The following is a 21,721-nucleotide window of genomic DNA, read 5'->3' as shown; positions in this document are numbered from 1 at the left end:
TTTTATAAAAATGTATACGAGCGTAAGAATCCAAACAGGGAGAAAGAAAAAGAAAAGCATTTGGCGCCGATTATTCAAGGTATTCATGTATACCTTGTTGGTACTGCTGATTATTATTGCGGGCTTTATTGGCTACGTAGTGAAAGTGGCGAAAATGGACCCGCCTGAAATTGCCGATAGGTCAATTTTAAAGCAACACCGGGTGAAAATGGGTCCCGAAACATACCGTATGGGCAATAACTGGTTACGCAAAAGTAACTCCGGCCTGTACGAAATGTATGTAGAAGGCGATGCTTTTGAAAGAGGGGTGATTTATGGTCGCCTCGCGGATGAACTCGTAAAACGACAAGAAGATCATTTCGTGGAACAAATCCGCAAAATGATTCCCAACGAAAACTATCTCAAATTCTTAAAATACCTCATCGGCTTCTTCAACCGCGATTTGGATGAACATGTGATCGACGAATACCGTAAAGAAATATACGGTGTATCATTCGCCGGTTCGCCGAATTACCCGTATATCGGCTCTAACTACGAGCGTATCATGAACTACCATGCTGCACATGATATTGGGCACGCTTTGCAAAACTTAGCATTAGTAGGATGTACTTCATTTGGTACTTGGAACGATAAAAGCGCCGATAGCAGCCTTATCATTGGCCGTAATTTTGATTTCTATGTGGGTGATAAGTTCGCAGAAGATAAAATCATTGCTTTCTACAAACCTAAGCAAGGACATAAGTTTATGATGGTTACTTGGGGCGGCTTTACCGGTGTAGTATCTGGTATGAACGACCAAGGATTAACCGTTACCATTAATGCCGCGAAGAGTGATTACCCAACTGGCGCAGCTACCCCTGTATCGTTAGTAGCCCGCGAAATCTTGCAATACGCTGGCAACATCAAAGAAGCATATGCTATTGCACACAAACGCACCATGTTCGTATCGGAATCGTTCTTAATTGGCTCCGCTGCCGATAACCGCGCAGCTATTATTGAGAAAACACCCGGTGCATTGGCAATCTACGAGCCGAATCAAAACTATATTACTTGTGCCAACCACTTCCAAAGTGATGACCTAAAAGGCACAGAATCGAATCAAAAACAAATCGCTGAAAGCGCGAGTGAATATAGGTTTGAACGATTGAAAGAATTGATGGATAGAAATGGACCGAACACGGTACAAAACACCATCAACATCTTGCGCGATCATAAAGGTTTGAAAGATGAAAACATTGGTATTGGGAATGAAAAAGCCATCAACCAATTCATCGCACATCACAGTATTGTGTTTAAACCGAAAGAATTGAAAGTATGGGTAAGTACAGCTCCTTGGCAAGAAGGGGAGTATGTATGTTACGACCTGAACACGATTTTTGCCATGAATGGTTTAACCTACGATCATGAAGTACGCGACACGGCAAATACGATTGCTGCCGACAGCTTCATGTTGTCGAATGAATACAAAAGCTTCATCCTCTTCCGCGAAGCGAAAGCCGCGGTAGCAGCAGGAAGCCCGGTTAATACAGCGAACTTGGTATCGTATGATCCGCAATATTACCATGCCTATGTAATTGCCGGTGATTACGAATTCAAACATAAAAACTTTGCCGCGGCGAAGAACTATTACAAACAAGCATTATCAAAAGTGATTGCTACGAAAGGAGAAGAGGATCACATTTTGAAACAGATTGTTGCGTGTGATAAAGCATTGAAAAAATAAACATGATTCTAGGCATTGGCACCGATATTATTGAAGTGGCCCGCGTAGCGAGCAAAGTAGAAGCCGGCAAAGGCTTCCGCGAACTCGTGTTCTCTGCCAATGAAATCCAATATTGCGAAAAGCAAACGAAAAAGTTCGAAAGCTATGCCGCGCGTTTCGCTGCAAAGGAAGCCTTCCTAAAAGCATTGGGAACAGGCTATGGTGGCAGCGGCGCACAGTTTCACGAAATAGAAATCAATAACGACGCGTTCGGTAAACCCAGTATCACCTTGCTAGGCAACGCCCAACAATTGATACAGGAAAGAGGAATTGGTAAAATATTCGTGTCATTATCCCATGTAAAAGAAACCGCTGTAGCAATGGTTGTGATCGAATCATTGATAGGTCAATAATTGTATTGCTATAGAAAATAGTATTGAAGATGTATATACCCGACATAGAACTACAATCGAAACAAGCGATTAAACAATTCCAAGAGCTGGAACTACAGCGCTTATTGGGATATTTACGCCATTTCTCACCCTTTTACAAAGAGTGGTTTTATACCCACAACGTAAAAGTGGACGATATCAAAACGATTGAAGATCTACACCTCGTTCCTCCTGTATCGAAAGAAGAGTTACAACAACGGAACTGGGATTTTTTATGTGTAGATAAAAGTAGGATCGCGGAATATACCACTACTAGCGGCACTTTAGGACGACCGGTTATCGTTCCCCTCACAGAAAAAGACCAAGATCGTTTATCGTACAACGAGTATATTTCTTTCTGTTGTGCCGATGGAACCGACGATGATATTTACCAATTAATGCTCACCCTCGACCGCCAATTTATGGCCGGTATGGCCTATTACAGCGGTATTCGCAAACTAGGTGCAGGTGTATTACGCGTGGGGCCTGGTGTACCTTCTTTGCAATGGGAAAACATCCAAAGAATTCAACCTACCACTATCGTAGCCGTACCTTCCTTCATGCTGAAATTGATCGCGTACGCGAAAGAACATAACATCGATATTAACCAATCGAGCATCAAGAAAGCAGTATGCATCGGCGAGAATATTCGTAATACCGATTTCTCGTACAATGTGCTAGGGAAGAAGATTACCGAGCAATGGGATATTAAATTGTATTCCACGTATGCCTCTACTGAAATGCAAACGGCCTTCACAGAATGTAAAGCTGGCCAAGGTGGTCATCATCACCCGGAATTACTTATTGTAGAATTGTTGGATGAAGATAACAATCCCGTACCGCCAGGCGCTGCTGGTGAAGTAACCATTACCACGCTGGGTGTAGAAGCCATGCCACTATTGCGTTACAAAACGGGCGACATTTGCCAGTACATCGAAGAGCCTTGTACATGTGGCCGTAACACGGTACGTCTTTCTCCTGTAATTGGTCGTAGAAAACAAATGATCAAATACAAAGGCACTACCTTGTACCCACCTGCCTTATTCGATTTACTCACAGAAATGGAGGAAATCAAAGAGTTTGTGGTGGAAGTATATAGCAACGAGATTGGTACCGATGAAATTTTGTTACATCTCTGCCCAGTTGAAATATCGGAAGAAATGGATCGTAAGATTAAATCTTACTTGCAAGCGAAACTGCGGGTAATTCCCCAAGTACGCTATGCTACACAACCAGAACTACTTAAAATGCAATTCCCGGAAACAACACGGAAACCGATAAAGTTCCACGATAACCGGGCGAAAATATAAGCCACAAAAAAAGCCTTCTCTACAGTTTGTACAGAAGGCTTTTTTAGTTCGTGATTTGCCCTTTATAGGGGGAGATTGTCAATTTACGAGGTGCGAAAAGGCAAAGCGCCTATTTCTCGCAGTGGGTTTTATAATATCTTCCAATGTTCTTCCAATATTATCCCAATATGGGAGATATATGTCGGCTATATTCGAGATGAATGTACCTTCATATCCAACTGGATGATGGCTAGTTTTACATCGCGTAACCCAGTTCCAAAACTGCCATTCGAACACAAGTGCTTCTTTGCCAAGCATTCACCGACTATTTACCAAGCGCTTACCGACTCGTTACCGACATTCCACCGACTCTTCACCGACTTTCACCCAGTGCCAGTCGACATGTTGTAAGCCTTTTGCCGACTCTCTACCGACATTTTGGGCACTTTTCCCAGTGTTTCCAGGGGGGCAGTAAGCCTTTTGTCGACTTTCATCGGCTGAAACCCTTGATTTTACTCGATTTTTTCACTGTTGTTCGGAGTGCAGTGTTTGAGAGAAACCGGCATATTCCGGCATAAAGCGGCATAAAGCGGCACAATCCGGCATAATCCGGCATAATCCGGCAAAAAGCGGTCTTTTCCGGCACTATCCGGCACTGCATTTTTTTTCTTGCATAAGGGGTTGTACATTCGAGTAACAACAGCCATACAGGCTAATACAAAGCGAAATGGGGGCGCTTTGTAGTGGTAAGCAGGATGGTTGGATGAAGAGGAGAAGGAGGTTAGAAATTGATATCGGCGATCGTGTTAGGATAATCGAGTTTCGTGCTTTTACGGTTGCCATTTACGATCACATGTAGCATGTTAATTTGTTCCTTGTGTTCGGCATAAAGAATATCCGTTTTCACTTGTACCTTTTTTGCCGCAGGTACATTTGCACCTTCAAAAAAACACCAAGCCGCATCTTCTTCAATTTGATAACCGAGATATTTCAACGACACATTTCTACCGTCAACCGTCACACTAAAGTGTGATTGAATATATTTCGAAATCAACGAATCTACTTGCGGGCGATTAGCCGGTTTCATAATATCGAAGTTTACATGGTATTGATTCTTAATGCCGCGCTCCAAGTCGTCATAGAAAATACGGTTGCTTACTTCCAGTGATTTGGCCGCAGCATTGTGTTTGATTTCCGTAACACTCACATAAAAAGGATGGTAACCCAACAGCCAAACCGGGAACAACCATTTACATAATAATAACCCCATCAAAAAAAATGTTATTGAATAATTGGATCTAAGTTGGTAAACTTACCAAAATTATACAAATTTCTATGCCATGGACGAGTTTGGACTGTATTTTCAATTAGGTTGGAAGCATATTGTTGATATTAACGGTTATGATCATATTTTATTCGTGATGGCACTCTGCGCATTGTACACCATGAAAGATTGGAAAAAGGTACTAATCCTAGTCACTGCTTTCACGATTGGTCATTCCATTACACTCGCTTTAAGCGTACTCAACATTGTGAAAGTACCGATGAGTTTGATTGAATTTTTAATTCCAGTTACGATTGTTATCACAGCCTTGACCAACGTTTTCCGTGCAGGGAAAGATGTACAACGTGTGCAGTTGAATTATTTCTTTGCCTTATTCTTTGGATTGATTCATGGAATGGGCTTCTCCAATTACTTAAAAAGCCTCTTAGGTAGCCAAGAAAACATTACGATGCCTTTGCTGGCTTTTAACTTGGGCTTGGAGTTTGGTCAAATTATTATCGTATTGGCCATCCTCATCATCACCGCCTTGGTACTCCAACTCGGTCGTGTGAAAAAGCGTGATTGGGTGATTTTTGTTTCGGCAGCCATTTTTGGTATCGCGTTTATGATGGTAGGGGAACGCTTGCCGGAGTTATTCCAATAGTTATACTTGACACTTATATATATTAGCTAAGATCTAAATCTCTAATCGACGAAGCTTATGATGAAGCAAATTTTTTGTACAACAGCGATTCTATGCGGTGCGCTGTTGGCAAAAGCACAACACAACAACAATCCCGGTTCGAACCACGGGAATAAGTTCGAACAACTGGGAACAATGATCCAAGATCCAAACATGTACCGCTCTGCTTCTGGTGCACCAGGTCCTAAATACTGGCAACAACGTGCAGACTACGACATCACAGCGGAACTGAACGATGAGAAACAAATCCTCAAAGGGTCTGAAATCATTACCTATTTCAACAATTCCCCCGATCCTCTTACTTACTTGTGGTTGCAACTCGATGAAAACGAGCACGACCCCAAAAGCGATAACAACAGCTTCGATGAAAGTAAACTAGGCGAACGCACCAACATGCGCCAATTGTCTAATTTGATGCCTAAGAACTTAGACTTAGGGGTGAAAATCGTTACTGTTACTGATGCTGCTACCGGTAAAGCCATCCCGTACACCATCAACCAAACCATGATGCGTATCGACCTTCCTAAAACGTTGCAACCGGGCGAAAAATTTCGCTTCAAAGTTGAATGGTGGTACAATATTTCCGATCGTATGACGGTTGGCGGTCGCGGTGGTTACGAATTCTTTAAAGAAGATGGTAACTACTTGTACACGATGACACAATGGTACCCACGCCTCGCTGTTTACAGCGATTTCCAAGGCTGGCAAAACAAACAGTTCACCGGTCGTGGCGAGTTCGCTTTAACCTTCGGTAACTTCAAAGTAAAAATGACTGTTCCTGCCGACCACGTAATTGGTGCTACTGGCGAATGTCAGAACTACAAAGAAGTATTATCTCCAGCACAATTCCAACGTTGGCAGAAAGCACAATCGTCGAACGATATCGTAGAAGTGGTAACACTCGACGAAGCGAAAAACGCGATGAAGTCTAAAGCTAGCGGTAAAAAAACATGGGTATACCAAGCCGATAACGTACGCGATTTCGCTTGGGTGTCTAGCCGCCGTATCGTATGGGATGCTATGGCAACCCCTATCGAAGGCAAGAAAGTAATGGCTATGAGCTACTACGGTCCTGAGGCTTATCCTTTGTACCGCAAGTACTCTACAAAAGCTGTTGCACACACGTTGAAAGTATATTCTAAACATACCATTCCATATCCTTACCCAGTAGCTATTTCAGTAGAAGCATCGAACGGTATGGAGTACCCAATGATTTGCTTCAACTACGGTCGTGCCGAAAAAGACGGTACTTACTCTGAAGCAACGAAATACGGTGCCATCGGTGTAATCATTCACGAAGTAGGTCACAACTTCTTCCCAATGATCGTAAACTCCGACGAACGTCAATGGACATGGATGGATGAAGGTTTGAACACCTTCTGTCAATTCTTAGCAGAGCAAGAATGGGATAACAACTATCCTTCTCAACGTGGCCCTGCTTACAAAATTGTTGACTACATGAAGTTGCCGAAAGATCAATTGGAGCCAATTATGACCAACTCCGAAAACATCATCAACTTCGGTCCGAACGCTTACTCTAAACCGGCTACTGCTTTAAACGTTTTGCGTGAAACAGTAATGGGTAGAGAATTATTCGACTTCGCCTTTAGAGAATATGCGCGTCGTTGGGCATTTAAACATCCAACACCGGCAGATTTATTCAGAACAATGGAAGATGCATCGGCAGTGGATTTAGACTGGTTCTGGAGAGGTTGGTTCTTTAGCACAGACGCGGTTGATATTTCATTGAACGATGTGAAATGGTTCCGTTTAGATACGAAGAGCCCGGCGGTAGAGAATAAGTATGCACAAGCAGAAGCGGAGAAATCGATGAACCACATTTCCCGTGAGCGTAATAAAAAAGAAGGCATCAAATTCGCGGTTGACCAGGATACTAGCTTATTGGATTTCTACAACAAGTGGGATCGTTATGCAGTAAGCCCTGCCGAGAAAGAAGAGTATAATAAAATGCTCGCTAGCCTTACACCGGAAGAAAGAAAAATCTACGATGGTAAAGTGAACTTCTACGAATTAAGTTTATCAAACGTAGGTGGCTTAGTAATGCCGGTAATTGTTGAGTGGACGTACACAGATGGAACGAAAGAAGTAGATAGAATTTCTGCTTACATCTGGCGTAAAAACGAAAACAATATCACGAAAGTATTTGCGAAAGAAAAGCAAGTGGCTTCGATTAAAATCGATCCATACCGCGAAACAGCAGATATCGACGAATCGAATAACGTTTGGCCACGCAGCGCAACGCCATCTAAATTCGAGTTGTTCAAAATGCAAATGGCGCCACGCGGTGCTTCTACCGGTGGTAACCCAATGCAGAAAGCACAACAGGGTAAATAAACTTTTTGCACTTGTATATTCAAAAAAGCGGTCTTCGTCGAGAAGACCGCTTTTTTTATGGCCAATCGTGTACATTTATACCATGAAACAGGTTTTACTCGTATTATGCCTTATGGCTGCTTTGCCCAGCTTCGCACAAATGAAATTGAACGGCAAAGTAACCGGTGCAGAAGGGAAAAAGGTGATCCTATTCCGCGAAAACTCGGAAGATACCGTAAAGGTAACCTATGTGAAGAATGAGCAATTCACCCTCGTATTTCCCAAGGAAACACTGCCATATGAAGTTTTTGCCGTGAAGTTGGAAGGAAGACCCGGTGCTTGTTTCATAGTGCCGGATAATGGCTCTTTTACCATACAATCGGCTTATAAATTGTGGCCCTTGGCCGATAAATCGTCGAAGTTAGATGGTATTAACTGGGGCATCCAGAACTACTTAGAAGCCTTTTACCCGTTTTTAGAGCGGGCCATGGATTTACAGCAAGAAGTAGATGCATGGGATGGGGAAGATACTGCTAAAGGCATCGCTTTGCAGAACAAATCCGATAACCTCTTAAAAGAACTGCAAACCGCCGCAACGGCATATGTGAAAAGCCATCCTAAAAGCTTCGCCAGCCTCATTGCCATTCAATACGAACTGGGTGATACCGATTACGATGAGTTATTGAAACTTTTGGCCCCGGAATTACAAAAGAATCCATTTGCCTTGCGTATTAAAGAACGCAACGAACCTTTGGAAACGGATGAACAATAAAATACCCACAAGTTGGTAATGTCCAGGCGCAGCCGAAATTGTAATCTTGCATCATGAAATACCTCTTATCCCTACTGGCCCTCGTTTTGTGCATCACCACGCATGCCCAAATGAAAATCAACGGTAAAATAAATGGCGGCAACGGCCGTACCATTCAAATATACCGTGAAGGAACCGACAAGCCCTATACCTCCGTAAAGCTCGATCAGTTCGACGAGTTCTCCATTGTATTACCTGCCGATGCCTTGCAAAGCGAAGTATTCAGTTTCTTAATTGACGGGAATAAAGCAGGTATGATGTTTACCTACGAAAGAGGCGTGTTCAATATAGAAGGCCACTACGCCGATTGGCCGGTGATCAACAGTAAAAATACCCTGAATGCCGATAATCAAAGCATCCAAGTATACCACAAAGCTTTCTTGCCCTTGGTAAAGGAATTGAACCATGTATACGTAGAGCTGGAGCGCTTTAAAGCCAATAAAATGACGGAAGCCGAGCAAAAGGCCTTCAAAGAAAAGATCGCCGGTTTACAAGATGATGTATTAAGATATGCACAAGAGTATATGACGCAATATCCTACTACCTTCGCGAACTTAGTCATCCTCCGTAACGAAATTATGCCCCTTGTTTCCGAAGACGATGCCATCGCAATTTTCAAAGCATTGCCATCTAACTTCAAAACAAATGCGTACTATAAAAGAATTGCACTAAACTTTGAATAATCGCCACGAAAGTAGCATATAAAAGAAACGGTCTCTACGAAATAGAGACCGTTTTCATTCTAAGGAGTAGTTAAGCATCAATAGAAAGACTTCTTTCCTCTGCTTATGTGTGGCAATCGTTGAGATCGCTATTGAACTATCGTTGTGTCACTCACTTCAACCGCGTTACTACTGTGAAGAGGACGACTTTTTTTCCGTTGTTTTAGCCCCACGGCCCGATTCTTTTAACGCTTTGGCAATGATCCATTCAAGTTGACCATTCACGCTTCTAAATTCATCCGCAGCCCATTTCTCCAACGCTTTGTAAGTATCGGCATCCAATCGCAACACGAATGATTTCTTTTCTTTACTCATAGCCATGATTTTCGTTTACACGTAACAGTTTTTACAACTATTGGTACAAAGAACCCGTGTTCAATACAGGCGTAGCTGCTTTTTCACCACATAACACAACCATTAAATTGCTTACCATAGCCGCTTTCTTCTCTTCATCCAACGTTACAATCTGTTTACGTGATAATTGTTCCAAGGCCATTTCCACCATACCTACAGCACCTTCCACGATTTTACTACGTGCAGCAACAATGGCCGTAGCTTGCTGGCGTTGCAACATAGCACCTGCAATTTCAGGCGCATAAGCAAGGTGGCTAATTCTAGCCTCGCGAACAGCAATACCGGCTGGTTTTAAACGTTCGTTGAGTTCTTGTTCTAATAATTCATTCACCCTGTCGCCACCGTCACGTAAAGTAATCTCTGCACTTTCGTCTTCCATACGATCGTAAGGGCAAGAAACCGCTAGGTGACGAACCGCTGCTTCACTTTGAATGGTTACATATTGTGCGTAGTTATCCACTTCAAAAGCAGCACGGTAGGTATCACTAACATGCCATACAATAACCGCTGCAATTTCGATGGGGTTACCCATTTTATCGTTCACCTTTAAAGTTTGACCGTTGAGGTTATTCGAACGTAAAGAGATATTCGTGGATTTGTATAAAGGGTTTACCCATAACAAACCGTTTTCCTTTACCGAGCCAACGTATTTACCGAAGAAAGTAAGCACGCGGGAGTGATTGGGGTTTACAATCATAATGCCTTTAGCAACAAACACAAACGCGATAAACGCAACAATACCGAGAATAATCAACCCAGCACTCGGCACTTCTAAAGAAGGCTGAATAGCAAAACATGCAATCGACCCAAAAAACAGCACAATGGCCAAAACAAACGCGAGGTATCCCGACACGGGCTTAATAATTTTTTCCATAGCAAGGTTTTTATGTTAATATCAAATTGATATCAAACTTACATTGAAATGACGACAAATCAAAATCATTTTTCCGGGAGCTTTAAGTTCTTCGAAATCAATAAAATTGATCGGCGGCTGTAATAATTCAAGGCTGTTTTTTATTTTCCTGGTATGAAAAACTTATTCTTAATCTTGGTTTGCGCCTTATTGGGTACGCAAGCCATGGCGTCGAAAGTGGATACAATAGCCGTTTACAGCGAAAGCATGAAGAAGAATTCGCCTACGGTGGTCATATTGCCAGATAGTTATAGCAGTAAAAAGAAGCAACATTACCCGGTTGTGTACTTATTGCATGGGTACGGTGGTAATTATGCCGCTTGGGTAAAGGCGGCGAAATCGACCGCTAGTTTAGCCGATACTTACCAGTGCATTATTGTTTGCCCGGATGGTGCTATTGGCAGTTGGTATTTCGATTCGCCGGTAGATAGTGCATACAAATACGAAACCTTTGTTGCCAAGGAATTGGTAGCCTATACTGATAAAAATTACCGTACAATTGCCGACCGCGAACACCGTGCTATTACGGGTTTAAGCATGGGCGGTCATGGTGGTCTTTACTTAGGTATGCGTCATAAAGATACTTTCGGAGCTATTGGCAGCATGAGTGGTGGCGTAGATTTTAGGCCTTTTCCAACGAAATGGGATATTGCGAAACGTTTGGGCGAGTACAGTGCTAACCCAGGTAGATGGGAAGCATACACGGCAACAGCACAAGTGCCTTTGATTAAAAACGGGGATGTGAAGATTATCATCGATTGTGGTGTGAAAGATTTCTTCATCGATGTAAATAGGCAATTACACCAAAAGCTGCTCGATCTAAACATTGAACATGATTATACCGAGCGCCCAGGTGAGCATAATTGGAAATACTGGGACAATGCCGTGCATTACCAATTCTTGTATTTCAGCAGGTTTTTTAATCAACCTGTTGTTGCAAAGAAATAATTAAGCTTTTTGACTTTTCACCCGTGAGCAAGACTCACGTTTAACGAGTGTAGCAGGTAATATCACTTGGTTGATTTCGTTGTGATTGTTATCTAGCTCATTCATTAGCACTTGTATAACATGCCTTGCGATATCATGAATTGGTTGCGCAACGCATGTTATGCCGGGGCTGTATAAACGGAACAAGTCGTGGTCATCGAAACTGATGAACGCAATATCCTTCCCGATTGTTAAGCCGAGTTCTTTAAAGGCTTCCATTCCGTAGATACCCAAATAGTTCGTACTAAAGAAAATAGCCTCTAAATCTGGATTGCCAAGAATAAAAGACTTGATTTCGCTCAGTGCTTCATCCTTTGTAGCAGCGAAGGGAATCTTCTTTGTCATTTTCCTTGGGAATGGAGCTTGGTGGGCTTTCATGGCGGCGGTAAAGCCGTCGAGCCTTTCCTTCATTTGAATTTGTTCACTGGGAATGGTAACGAGGGCAATGTTTTTATACCCGCATTTCACGAGGTAATCGGCAGCATCGTAAGCACCTTGGAAGTTATTGACCATTACATAATTCGTAGGAATTTGTGGTAAGTAACGATCGAGTAGTACCATTGGTTTGCGAGCGTGCTTGAGGGCTTCTATTTCTTTGTCCATACCGGGGGTAGGCGTGATAATATAGCCATCTACTTGCCTGTATTCGAGTACATCTAGTAAGCCACGTGCTTTCGTGATATTATCTTCGGTACTGCCATATAGTACTTTGTAGCCGTATTTATCGGCTTCTTCTTCTACAATTTTCGCTACATTAGCAAAGAAATGGTTGGCGATGTCTTCTACAATTAAGCCGATTGTTTTCGTTTTACCGGTACGTAAGCCGCGTGCAAGTTGGTTCGGCTTGTATTTGAGTTTACTGGCGAGTTTTAAAATCTTTTTGCTCACTTGTTCGCTGATGCGTTTTTCTTTGGCTTTGCCATTGAGGACAAAAGAAACCGTGGTAGGGGAAACGCCCGCTTGTTTAGCGATATCTTTGATTGATATTCCTTTCATATAGTCTGCTTAATCGATTTAGCGCTCTGAAAGATACAAAATTCTTTCTTAGAAACGTTGTATGAGGCGATATTTGAAAATAATTGTATAAAGAAGGTAAAATCGTACCAGCATAATCGAAAAGTTTTGTTGATCTTGCTGCCTGCTGTTTGATAGTATAAAGAACAGCGAAGAATAGGACCCATTTCGTTGTAAATTAACCTGGGAGCAACCTATACCTTAACACTTGTGTGTAATTTTTTATAGTTATATGAACCTGTAACGAATCGCATCACGAATTTTATTCCACGTGGCAGTCGAAAAAAGGGCAGAAATATACCACTCATATAATATCTGCGGCCGGATTTCCAGTGAGAATATGCAAAGTGCTTGTAATTGAAGTATTTAGGAGATTTTAGAAAATAGCACTTTAATTGTGCACGACTAGTACTTTTTTAACTTAAATTTAATAATTTGGCAACGTCAATATTTTGCAGGCAATGCTGTAGTCGTTACAACTGCCAATTTTCATAGGAACAAAAAAACAACGAGGAAGCAACATGAAACCCATTCTAATTAAAGTGGGGGCCTTTGCCGACAACCAAATTACCATTGTTGAACGCTGCGATCCGCACTTCAATACACCTTTTCATTTTCATCCCGAGTGCGAGTTGGTATATGTTACCGAAAGTACAGGGAAGCGGATTGTAGGGGATAGTATCGAGAGTTTCGACGTTGGCGACATGGTGTTTCTTGGGCCAAACATACCGCATGTGTGGTATAATGATGAAGCCTATTACAAGGGCGATGAATCACTCAAGGGACGCTCGGTGGTAATTTATTTCCCGAAGGACATTTTCGGTGAAAAGTTTTACGGTTTAAGCGAAACCAAAGCACTTACGGAGTTATTTCACCGTGCACAACGTGGCATGAAAATCATTGGAGCCACGCAAGAACAGTTAAAAGACGAGATTTTAGCTTTGCCTAAGAAAGAAGGCTTAGAGAGAATTATCGCCCTTTTACAGATCTTGAAAACATTGTCGGAAACAAAGGACTGCTACTATTTAGCTAGCACTGGGTATTCGCATGCTTACAATGTAAAGGATAACCACAAAATCGACGAGGTATTCAAGTATGTAATGAATAACTTCTCGAAGGAAATTTCTTTACAGGATGTGGCGAACATTACCAACCTGTCGCCGCAATCGTTCTGCCGCTTTTTCAAGAACAGGACAAAAAAATCCTTCGTTCAGTTTTTGAACGAGGTGCGCATTGGACATGCATGTAAACGATTGACTGAAGAAGATTGGTCGATCGCTGAAATTGCATATTCCTGCGGCTTTAAAAACCTTTCCAATTTCAACCGTTTCTTCAAAGAGATTGTGGGTAAAACACCCAAGGAATACAAAAACGAGCTGCGTTTAAAAAACGACTAACCTACTGTACTGGAAAACTTATTTAACGTTATTGCCTACTTATTGCATGTATCTTAGTGATTTGCAGTAAGTAGGCTTTCTTTTTTAAAAATATTTTTCTCAAAATTAGATTTCCCTGTAACCCAATACCAACAAGATTTAGCAAGGTGTTCGTATATATACTTTTAGGGTGTATGCGTAATTCTTACACACCGCCCTTTCAAAAAAAATAGCAGTTTTTTGTAAAACAAATTATTATTTTCATACCCAAGTTAGCCAGGTTACAATCGAACAAAAGATCAAAATTTAAATATAGAATCACGCAAGTAGGTAACGCTCTTTATGCCTTGTAGCTTGTTACAATACGTTGCAGACAAGAAGTTTGTCCATTTTATCAACCAATTTTAAATGTATAACAGCTATTCCGACGAGCAATTGTTGTTATTGTTGAAAGACGATAATGTTGAAGCTTTTAATGCTATCTACGCACGTTATAGCCGCCCTATTTACTTGTACATTCTCAGTAAGTTAGACACAACCGACCAAGCCCAGGATGTATTGCAAGACGTATTTACAAGTGTGTGGGAAAAACGTAAGGTTCGCCATGTAGAAGCCCTAAAAGCGTATTTGTACCAAAGCGTTCGACATAAAATTATCGACCAATACCGCAAAGATGCTACGTATAGAAAGTATCTCCAACAATTGATTGAGCACTTCGATGCTCATCCCAATATCATTATGGATCAATACGATATGAAGGCGAAAGCACAAGAAGTGTTGGAAGCCATTAACCAATTACCCGGCCGTATGAAAGAAATTTTCATGCTCAGCCGCTTCGAAAATCTATCTATCGATCAAATTGCTACGAAGTTGGATTTGTCGCCTCAAACAGTGAAGAACCAAATTACGAAGGCATTGAAGATATTACGTACACATTATTCGCAGTCGGATATGCTGACTGTTATATTCTTTGTAATACTGTACAGGCAAGGATTGTAGGCTTTTCATACTAGTATGCCCGAACCCGTTTAGCAAGTAATTGTTAAACGGGTTTTGTTTTTGTTGTAGTGTCAATTATTGATGTATATCATGCTATTAGTACTATTTATGCCCATCTTTCCTATTTAAACCCTATACAACTCATCTTTCTATAAAAAATAAAAAAAAGTTAAAAATCGATAGTACTTATTTCCTCCTACACCGACTACCTACTAAATCAACAAAAACACCTACCGTGGATATTGATCAAATTAAACAAGTATTAGAGCGCTACACGCAGGGAAAGTGCACACCGGCCGAGCAAGAGGTGATTGAAAAATGGTTTGCCAGTATCAATCAACATCAAACGTCGTACTTCGACGATGAATTGTTACAAGCACAACTGAACGCAGTGCAATTGCGCATACACCAAAAGATGGAGTCACCCAAATCATTGTACAGGCGATTATTACAGCCGAAATGGGTGGGCCTCGCTGCCAGTATTTTAATATGTATTGTAGTAGTCATTTACGCATTATATACACCCAAGCCGACCTTACATCCAAGTTCGTCTACAATTGCAGTTAACAGTAAGCTGAAAACCAATAAGATCATTCGCAATGGTTACGTGGAAATTACCACGGCGAAAGGGTCTAATGAAAAATTATTATTGGCCGACGGTTCTACTGTGCAATTGAACGCATCCAGCAAGTTGCGCTACCCGGTTGATTTTGGCCCTCATGCTAGGAATATTTACTTGGATGAAGGTGAGGCTTATTTTAAAGTCGCCACCGATGCGAAACGCCCATTCACCGTGCATACAGCTGAATTAGCTACTACGGCATTAGGCACTTCGTTTAACATTCGTGCATATGCACACGAGAATAAGATTACAGTTGCCTTATTAACAGGTAAAGTGCAGATCGACCATGTAACAGAACAAACACAATCTACCCAGCCGGCCTTCATCCTATTACCCAGCGAACTGTTGAGTTACGACAGGAAATCTTTCAGTATTGTGAAAACGAGCTTCGAGCAAGCGAATGACATCGTAGGTTGGAAACAAGGCTACTTGGTGTTTAAAGATGCGGGCTATCAAGAAGTAATAACGGAAATAGAAAATAGGTATGATGTAACAATTATCAACCAAAGTGATAAGAAGGACTGGAACTACACCGGTTACTTTAAAGACGAGAATTTACAAGATGTAATTGAAACCATTTGCTTAACTAAAAACATAGACTACACGATCACAAATGACACAATAATTCTTAAAAGCAAAAACTAAGCACGTATGAACAAATACCTACGCTTTCTGTATGTATGTATCATGTCGGGACTTGTGTTGGCACTGCAACTGGCGGCAAACGGAACCGCCAGCGCAACTGCCAGTTCGCAGGAAACGAAACCCATCAGCGTAACCATCCAAGTTAAGAACAAAAATATGGAGGATGTTTTCGCAGACCTATCGGCTAAAACAGGTTTGAGTTTTCACTACGACAAATCTGATCTGAACGTAAAAAAGAAGGTGACCCTCTCTTGTGTGAAACTTCCCTTGGAAGAAGTTTTAGCACAGGTAACAGAGCAGACAGGGCTTAAATTTACAATTAAAAACAATAAGATTATAGTAGGCGCCGAACAAACTTCCCCAAGCGGCCCAAACGCAAGCGTGACGCTAGTAAACGGGGCGTCATTGTACAAAGATATACACGGGACAGTAAAGGATAAACAAGGCAATCCCATTCCCGGTGTAACCGTTATGATTAAAGGCACCAACAAAGGCACACAAACAATTGGAAACGGCAATTATGTGCTCAATGCTAATGTAGGTGACGTATTGATTTTTAGATCAGTAGGATACCTTTCCCAAGAAGTAATCATCGGTTCCGGTGAAACATACGATGTAACCCTTGAAGAAAACGTGAAATCTTTGAACGAGTTCGTAGTGACGGCGCTCGGTATTCAAAAGAAATCCAAAGAGTTAACCTATGCCACGCAACAGATTAGCGGCGACGAACTATCGAAAGTAAAAGATGCGAACGTGATTAATAGCATCGCGGGTAAGGTAGCGGGTGTTACCATTACACGTAGTGCTTCTGGTGTGGGTGGTTCGGCCCGCGTAGTATTGCGCGGTAACAAATCTACCCGCGAGAACCAACCGTTGTATATTATCGATGGGGTGCCAATGGCTAACTTCACACCATCGCAACCAACCGACGTATGGGGACAATCATCGGGCATTCAAAGTACAGGCGGCCGCGACGGTGGCGATGGTATTTCGAACCTTAACCCCGATGATATTGAAAGCATGAACTTCCTAAAAGGTGCTTCTGCGGCAGCTTTATATGGAAGCCAAGCAGCAAACGGTGTCATCATCATCACTACTAAAAAAGGTAAAGCAGGAAGAGTACGTGTAGACTTTTCTTCGGATGTTACTTTTGAATCGGTGAATAAAACACCTAAACTTCAATTCAAATATGGTCAAACCGAAAAACCAAGCCCAGGTAAAGCCGGTTCTCCGGAAAGCTGGGGGGATGTGGTGAATGCGCCCGACCATGTGAAAGACTTTTGGAACACAGGCGTAACTTGGAATAACGCCTTATCCATTAGTGGCGGTACAGATAAAGCCCAGACTTACTTTTCTTACTCCAACTTAGACAATAAAGGCATATTGCCAACAAGTGAATTGAAACGTCATACGTTCAATTTCAGGGAGAGTTTAAAACTACTCAATGACAAATTAACCATCGATGCGAACATGACCTTCGTTCGCCAAGAAAGCGCTAATAGGTTATCGAGTGGTATTTACTACAACCCTTTAACAGGTTTGTATAACTTCCCACGCGGTCTTAACTACGACGATTATGCTAATAAATTTGAAGAGTTTGTACCGAAAAGGAACCTCGTAATGCAAAGATGGTGGAACATTGGCTACAACCAAACAGCCGATGGCTGGGGTGGTAGAGATGATCAACAAAACCCGAACTGGATCTTGTACAGAACAAGAATGGAATCGAGCCGCGATAGGGGCATGGCATCGGTATCGATGAAATACCAAATTGCCGATTGGTTGAATGTACAAGCAAGAGGTAGCTTCGATAAATCGTACGATTTATATGAATTGAAAGCCAATGCAGGTACACAAATCGTAATTGCGCCACCGAATGGTCGTTATATCAATGAAAAAGAAGGCAATACCCAGTTATACGCGGATTTGATTTTAACAGCGAACCGTCAATTAAACAAGCATTTGAAATTGGGTGCCACATTAGGTACCTCGGTAACCGACTTCAAAATGCACGACCGCGCATTTGTAGGCGTGAACCAAAATGCTAGCCCGGGCTTGGAATATGCGAACAAATTTTCCATCGCTAACATCCAAGCAAAAGGCTTAGATGCACAACAAGGCATTCAGCAGAAACAATTGCAGGCATTGTTTGGTAGTGTACAATTGGGCTTGAACGAGTATTTGTATGTAGATGTTACAGGTAGAAATGACTGGTCGAGCACCTTTGCCTATACACCTACCATGAGTAGCGGTTATTTCTATTATTCGCTTGGTTTAACGGCTGTAGTGAGCGATATGGTTAAACTACCCGAAGTTGTTAATTTCGCGAAAATACGCGCCTCTTATGCCCAAGTGGGTAACGATATTGCGCCGTATGCATCTCGCCCGGGCACATTCTCTCAACAAATTCAGAACGGTAAAGGTAATGCCACGCTTAATACACGTAACCCATTACCAGGTACGTACATGAAACCTGAGAAGAACCAATCGTTCGAAATTGGTTTGGAAACAAGGTTGGCTGATGACCGTGTAACGTTCGACTTCACATATTATGTGAATAACAACCACAATCAATACATGGAGGTGCCGGCGCCCGTGGGTTCTGGTTCTACGATCTATTACTTGAACTTGGGTAACATCCGTAACCGTGGTTTTGAAGCCATGTTAACGGTAACCCCGGTGAAAACAAAATCATTCTCTTGGAATACCTCGTTCAACTTCGCTTCCAACAAAAACACCGTAGTGAAATTGAGCGACCCGAGCGTGCCGGGTGCATTGCCTAGCAATAGGTTTACGTTAACCGCATTCGATGTAAACATGTTCGGTTCTTTCATTAAAGAAGGCGGTTCTTGGGGTGATATTTATTCTAACCGCGAATTGAAGTATAATGATAAGGGTCAGCTATTGGTAGAAAAAGACAAGGATGGCAACTACATTCCACAAACAAACTCTTTAACACAAGAACCTAAGAAAGTGGGTAACCCCAATCCAGATTTCTCGTTGGGTTGGAATAACAGCTTCGAGTTTAAAGACTTCTTCGTGAGCTTCTTAGTAGACGGCAAATTTGGTGGTAAAGTAATGAGTGTAACACAGGCGGTATTGGATGCCTATGGTACATCGCAAGTATCTGCCGATGCACGCGATGCAGGAGGTGTGAAAGTGAACGCGGTAGATGTGGTTACTGGCAACCCAGTGAACGTGTTAAGAGCAAAAGATTACTACTTCACAACGGGTGGTCGCGCCGGTATTGGCGAATTGTACATGTACGATGCTACTACGATTCGCTTACGTGAATTGGCAGTTTCTTACAAATTGCCTATACGTATCAAAGGCTTGCGTGACATCAAAGTAGGAGTGATCGGTAGAAACTTGTTCTTCTTCAAGTGCGATGCGCCGTACGATCCAGAAGTATCGATGGGTACTGGCAATGGATTGCAAGGTATTGATGTATTTGGTTTACCAGCTACAAGAAGCATCGGTGTAAACTTGAAAGTAGGATTCTAACACACAATAATGACCATTAACTCAACGACAATGAAAATATTGCATATAAACACTTTCAAAAAAATTGGTGCTGTATTGGGCGCAGCTTTGCTGTTGACTGCCTGTACCAAGAACTTTGAAAGCCTGAATAAAAACCCGTACGACTACGACGATAGTGGTGTAACGCCTGACTTCCGGTATTTGGGCGACCCGTTAATCCAAGTACAGAATAATATCTATAGTGTAAACCCGGTGTGGGTAGCGCAAATTCAGCAGAACTTGAATGCCGATGTGTATTCTGGTTATATGATGAGCCCGACCCCGTTTGCGGGCAACGTGAATAACTTGAACTATAGTTTTATTGATGGTTGGAATACATTCATTTGGAGTACGCCGTATTCGAACATCATGCCATCGTGTAAATACGTGATGGATAAGGTGAAGGAGAATAAGAACTACTACGATTTTTATGCTTGGGCGCAAATATTGAGGGTAGAAGGCATGCATAGGATTACAGACATTTATGGTCCTATTATTTACACTAAATATGGTTCCATCAATTCCGATGGTAGTATCACCTACGATTCTCAGCAAGAAGCTTACAATGCATTCTTTGCCGATTTAAAAGAAGGTATTGATACATTAACGGCCTTTGAAAACCGCGGAGCCGTGAAAGCCTTAACTACATTCGACATGGTATATGGTGGTAGTTATAAGAAATGGGTACAGTTTGCCAACACCTTACGTTTGCGTTTAGCCATCCGTATTGCAAAAGCAGATCCTAATAAGGCAAAAGCAGAAGGAGAGGCGGCATTAGCACATCCATTTGGGTTATTAACAAGTGGGGTTACCGATAACTTCTTAGTAAACATCGACCCGCTTGCGCACCCGTTGAATGTATATAGTGATACTTGGGGCGATATTAGGATGAGTGCACCTATGGAATCGTTTTTAGTAGGCTATCATGATCCTCGCTTACCTAAATACTTCCAACAAACCGGTAATGGCGATTACAAAGGTATCCGCAATGGTATTGCCATTGATACGAAGGATACATATGTAGGTTTTTCAAAATTAGCTACGTTACCCTCTAAAGTACAATTAATGACCGCCGCCGAAGCTTGGTTTTTGAAAGCCGAAGCAGGTTTAAATGGTTGGGCAAATGCCGGTGATCCGAAGGCGAACTATGAAGCTGGGGTGAAGGCCTCGTTTGATCAGCATGGTTTGGGTACGGAAGCAGCGACTTATTTAGCCGATGGAACTAGTAAAGCCAAACCTTATGTTGACCCTAATAATGCGGCTAACAATGTACCGGCGGGCAATAAGCACCTAAGTACAATAACGATTAAGTGGGATGCGGCAGCAACAAATGCAGAAAAATTAGAACGTATCATTACCCAGAAATGGCTGGCCACCTTCCCAGAAGGTTGCGAGGGATGGGCTGAATTTAGGAGAACTACCTATCCTAAATTGTTCCCGGTAGTAGTAAACAACAGCAATGGTACAATTAATACGGAAAAGTTCATCCGCAGGATTGTATATCCTTCGAGTGAGTACAATACGAACGCTTCGGCGGTTCAAAAAGCAATTCAAGCACTCGGTGGGCCCGATAATGGGGGGACTCCACTGTGGTGGGATAAGAATTAATACTACATTCTCTTAGCTAATGCCGGGTTTATTTAAGCCCGGCTTTTTTATGTTTGGAATCCTATCTAAAACCCGCCATAGCATTGTGTATAAAGTACGCAAAGTATACATTAATATAAAAAATATTAGTAGGTGCTAAATGGTTTAAGTACTGGTATTTTGCCATGGAGGGGATCGATTTTGTTGTGACTGATAGTTTTTTGATTTGAAATGGTTTTATCTTCGCGCCGTGTTAAAAAAAAGTGAAATAATTATTTGCGGTTTTAAAAAGATTATCTAAGTTTGGTTTGTAGTCAACAGTAGACGTTGTTTTAAAGACCTTGTACCAAAAGATGTAGAAAAGTGTGAGTGGTAAAATACAAGATCTTTTTTTTAGAAATCATCGCTAAAACGTTTTAGCTGTATTGACTAGATAGTGAACAGTT

Annotated in this window: 19 protein-coding genes; 14 read left to right on the top strand and 5 right to left on the bottom strand. The window is 41.9% G+C overall.

All coding sequences use genetic code 11. The annotated features are described in order from the left end of the window. The first annotated feature begins 10 nt into the window (after positions 1–10). The 4 genes from LX64_RS17800 to LX64_RS25865 all read left to right on the top strand — a co-directional run bounded on the left by LX64_RS17800 (position 11) and on the right by LX64_RS25865 (position 3,833). Positions 11–1,723 carry a C45 family autoproteolytic acyltransferase/hydolase gene (locus LX64_RS17800; protein ID WP_111599025.1) on the top strand — a complete coding sequence of 571 codons (1,713 nt, stop codon included), beginning with the start codon at positions 11–13 and terminating at the stop codon, positions 1,721–1,723. 2 nt (positions 1,724–1,725) lie between these two features. Then, the gene (gene acpS / locus LX64_RS17795; protein ID WP_111599024.1) at positions 1,726–2,115 is read left to right on the top strand and encodes a holo-ACP synthase; all 390 of its coding nucleotides are present in this window, start codon (positions 1,726–1,728) and stop codon (positions 2,113–2,115) included. Between the two features lie 29 nt (positions 2,116–2,144). Beyond that, positions 2,145–3,443 (top strand): phenylacetate--CoA ligase family protein, encoded by a 1,299-nt coding sequence (locus LX64_RS17790; protein WP_111599023.1) that lies wholly within the window; start codon positions 2,145–2,147, stop codon positions 3,441–3,443. A gap of 90 nt (positions 3,444–3,533) precedes the next feature. Continuing rightward, entirely contained in the window at positions 3,534–3,833 is a 300-nt protein-coding gene (locus LX64_RS25865; protein ID WP_148707366.1) for a hypothetical protein, read from the top strand. A 101-nt stretch (positions 3,834–3,934) separates the two neighbouring features. Here the strand turns inward: LX64_RS25865 and LX64_RS25860 are convergent, their stop codons facing one another. Beyond that, positions 3,935–4,129: a hypothetical protein gene (locus tag LX64_RS25860; protein WP_148707365.1), complete on the bottom strand. Its 195-nt coding sequence runs from the start codon at positions 4,127–4,129 to the stop codon at positions 3,935–3,937. Between the two features lie 74 nt (positions 4,130–4,203). Further along, positions 4,204–4,692: a DUF6702 family protein gene (locus tag LX64_RS17785; RefSeq protein ID WP_111599022.1), complete on the bottom strand. Its 489-nt coding sequence runs from the start codon at positions 4,690–4,692 to the stop codon at positions 4,204–4,206. Between the two features lie 70 nt (positions 4,693–4,762). On the opposite strand from LX64_RS17785, the gene LX64_RS17780 reads away from it, so the two are divergent. From LX64_RS17780 to LX64_RS17765, 4 genes are all read left to right on the top strand, one after another. Further along, on the top strand, positions 4,763–5,350 hold the full coding sequence (locus tag LX64_RS17780; RefSeq protein WP_111599021.1) for a HupE/UreJ family protein: 588 nt from the start codon (positions 4,763–4,765) through the stop codon (positions 5,348–5,350). A gap of 57 nt (positions 5,351–5,407) precedes the next feature. Continuing rightward, entirely contained in the window at positions 5,408–7,744 is a 2,337-nt protein-coding gene (locus LX64_RS17775; RefSeq protein ID WP_158538662.1) for a M1 family metallopeptidase, read from the top strand. A gap of 82 nt (positions 7,745–7,826) precedes the next feature. Continuing rightward, entirely contained in the window at positions 7,827–8,495 is a 669-nt protein-coding gene (locus LX64_RS17770; RefSeq protein ID WP_111599020.1) for a hypothetical protein, read from the top strand. Between the two features lie 53 nt (positions 8,496–8,548). Continuing rightward, the gene (locus LX64_RS17765) at positions 8,549–9,217 is read left to right on the top strand and encodes a hypothetical protein (RefSeq protein ID WP_111599019.1); all 669 of its coding nucleotides are present in this window, start codon (positions 8,549–8,551) and stop codon (positions 9,215–9,217) included. Positions 9,218–9,385: 168 nt separating this feature from the next. Here the strand turns inward: LX64_RS17765 and LX64_RS17760 are convergent, their stop codons facing one another. Further along, positions 9,386–9,577 carry a hypothetical protein gene (locus LX64_RS17760; protein ID WP_170132824.1) on the bottom strand — a complete coding sequence of 64 codons (192 nt, stop codon included), beginning with the start codon at positions 9,575–9,577 and terminating at the stop codon, positions 9,386–9,388. 31 nt (positions 9,578–9,608) lie between these two features. Beyond that, positions 9,609–10,484: an SPFH domain-containing protein gene (locus LX64_RS17755; protein WP_111599018.1), complete on the bottom strand. Its 876-nt coding sequence runs from the start codon at positions 10,482–10,484 to the stop codon at positions 9,609–9,611. 153 nt (positions 10,485–10,637) lie between these two features. Here LX64_RS17755 and LX64_RS17750 point away from each other — a divergent pair, with 153 nt between their 5' ends. Next, positions 10,638–11,471, top strand: a complete 834-nt coding sequence (locus tag LX64_RS17750; RefSeq protein ID WP_111599017.1) for an alpha/beta hydrolase — start codon at positions 10,638–10,640, stop codon at positions 11,469–11,471. On the opposite strand, the gene LX64_RS17745 is transcribed toward LX64_RS17750, so the two are convergent. After that, positions 11,472–12,506: a LacI family DNA-binding transcriptional regulator gene (locus tag LX64_RS17745; RefSeq protein ID WP_111599016.1), complete on the bottom strand. Its 1,035-nt coding sequence runs from the start codon at positions 12,504–12,506 to the stop codon at positions 11,472–11,474. A gap of 539 nt (positions 12,507–13,045) precedes the next feature. Here LX64_RS17745 and LX64_RS17740 point away from each other — a divergent pair. The 5 genes from LX64_RS17740 (at position 13,046) to LX64_RS17720 (ending at position 21,296) form a co-directional block, all read left to right on the top strand. Beyond that, complete coding sequence (locus tag LX64_RS17740) at positions 13,046–13,921, top strand: AraC family transcriptional regulator (protein ID WP_111599015.1); 876 nt, start codon at positions 13,046–13,048, stop codon at positions 13,919–13,921. Positions 13,922–14,308: 387 nt separating this feature from the next. Next, on the top strand, positions 14,309–14,899 hold the full coding sequence (locus LX64_RS17735; protein WP_111599014.1) for an RNA polymerase sigma factor: 591 nt from the start codon (positions 14,309–14,311) through the stop codon (positions 14,897–14,899). A 235-nt stretch (positions 14,900–15,134) separates the two neighbouring features. Further along, positions 15,135–16,166, top strand: coding sequence for a FecR family protein (locus LX64_RS17730; RefSeq protein WP_111599013.1), 1,032 nt, complete (start codon positions 15,135–15,137; stop codon positions 16,164–16,166). 6 nt (positions 16,167–16,172) lie between these two features. Beyond that, on the top strand, positions 16,173–19,670 hold the full coding sequence (locus tag LX64_RS17725) for a SusC/RagA family TonB-linked outer membrane protein (protein ID WP_111599012.1): 3,498 nt from the start codon (positions 16,173–16,175) through the stop codon (positions 19,668–19,670). A gap of 30 nt (positions 19,671–19,700) precedes the next feature. Continuing rightward, positions 19,701–21,296, top strand: coding sequence for a SusD/RagB family nutrient-binding outer membrane lipoprotein (locus LX64_RS17720; RefSeq protein ID WP_111599108.1), 1,596 nt, complete (start codon positions 19,701–19,703; stop codon positions 21,294–21,296). The last annotated feature ends 425 nt before the right edge of the window (positions 21,297–21,721 follow it).

This window comes from Chitinophaga skermanii (assembly GCF_003259335.1).
In the GTDB taxonomy this organism is placed as follows: domain Bacteria; phylum Bacteroidota; class Bacteroidia; order Chitinophagales; family Chitinophagaceae; genus Chitinophaga; species Chitinophaga skermanii.
The sequence above is the reverse complement of the archived record's forward strand: the minus strand, read 5'-3'. Positions and strand labels throughout refer to the sequence as shown.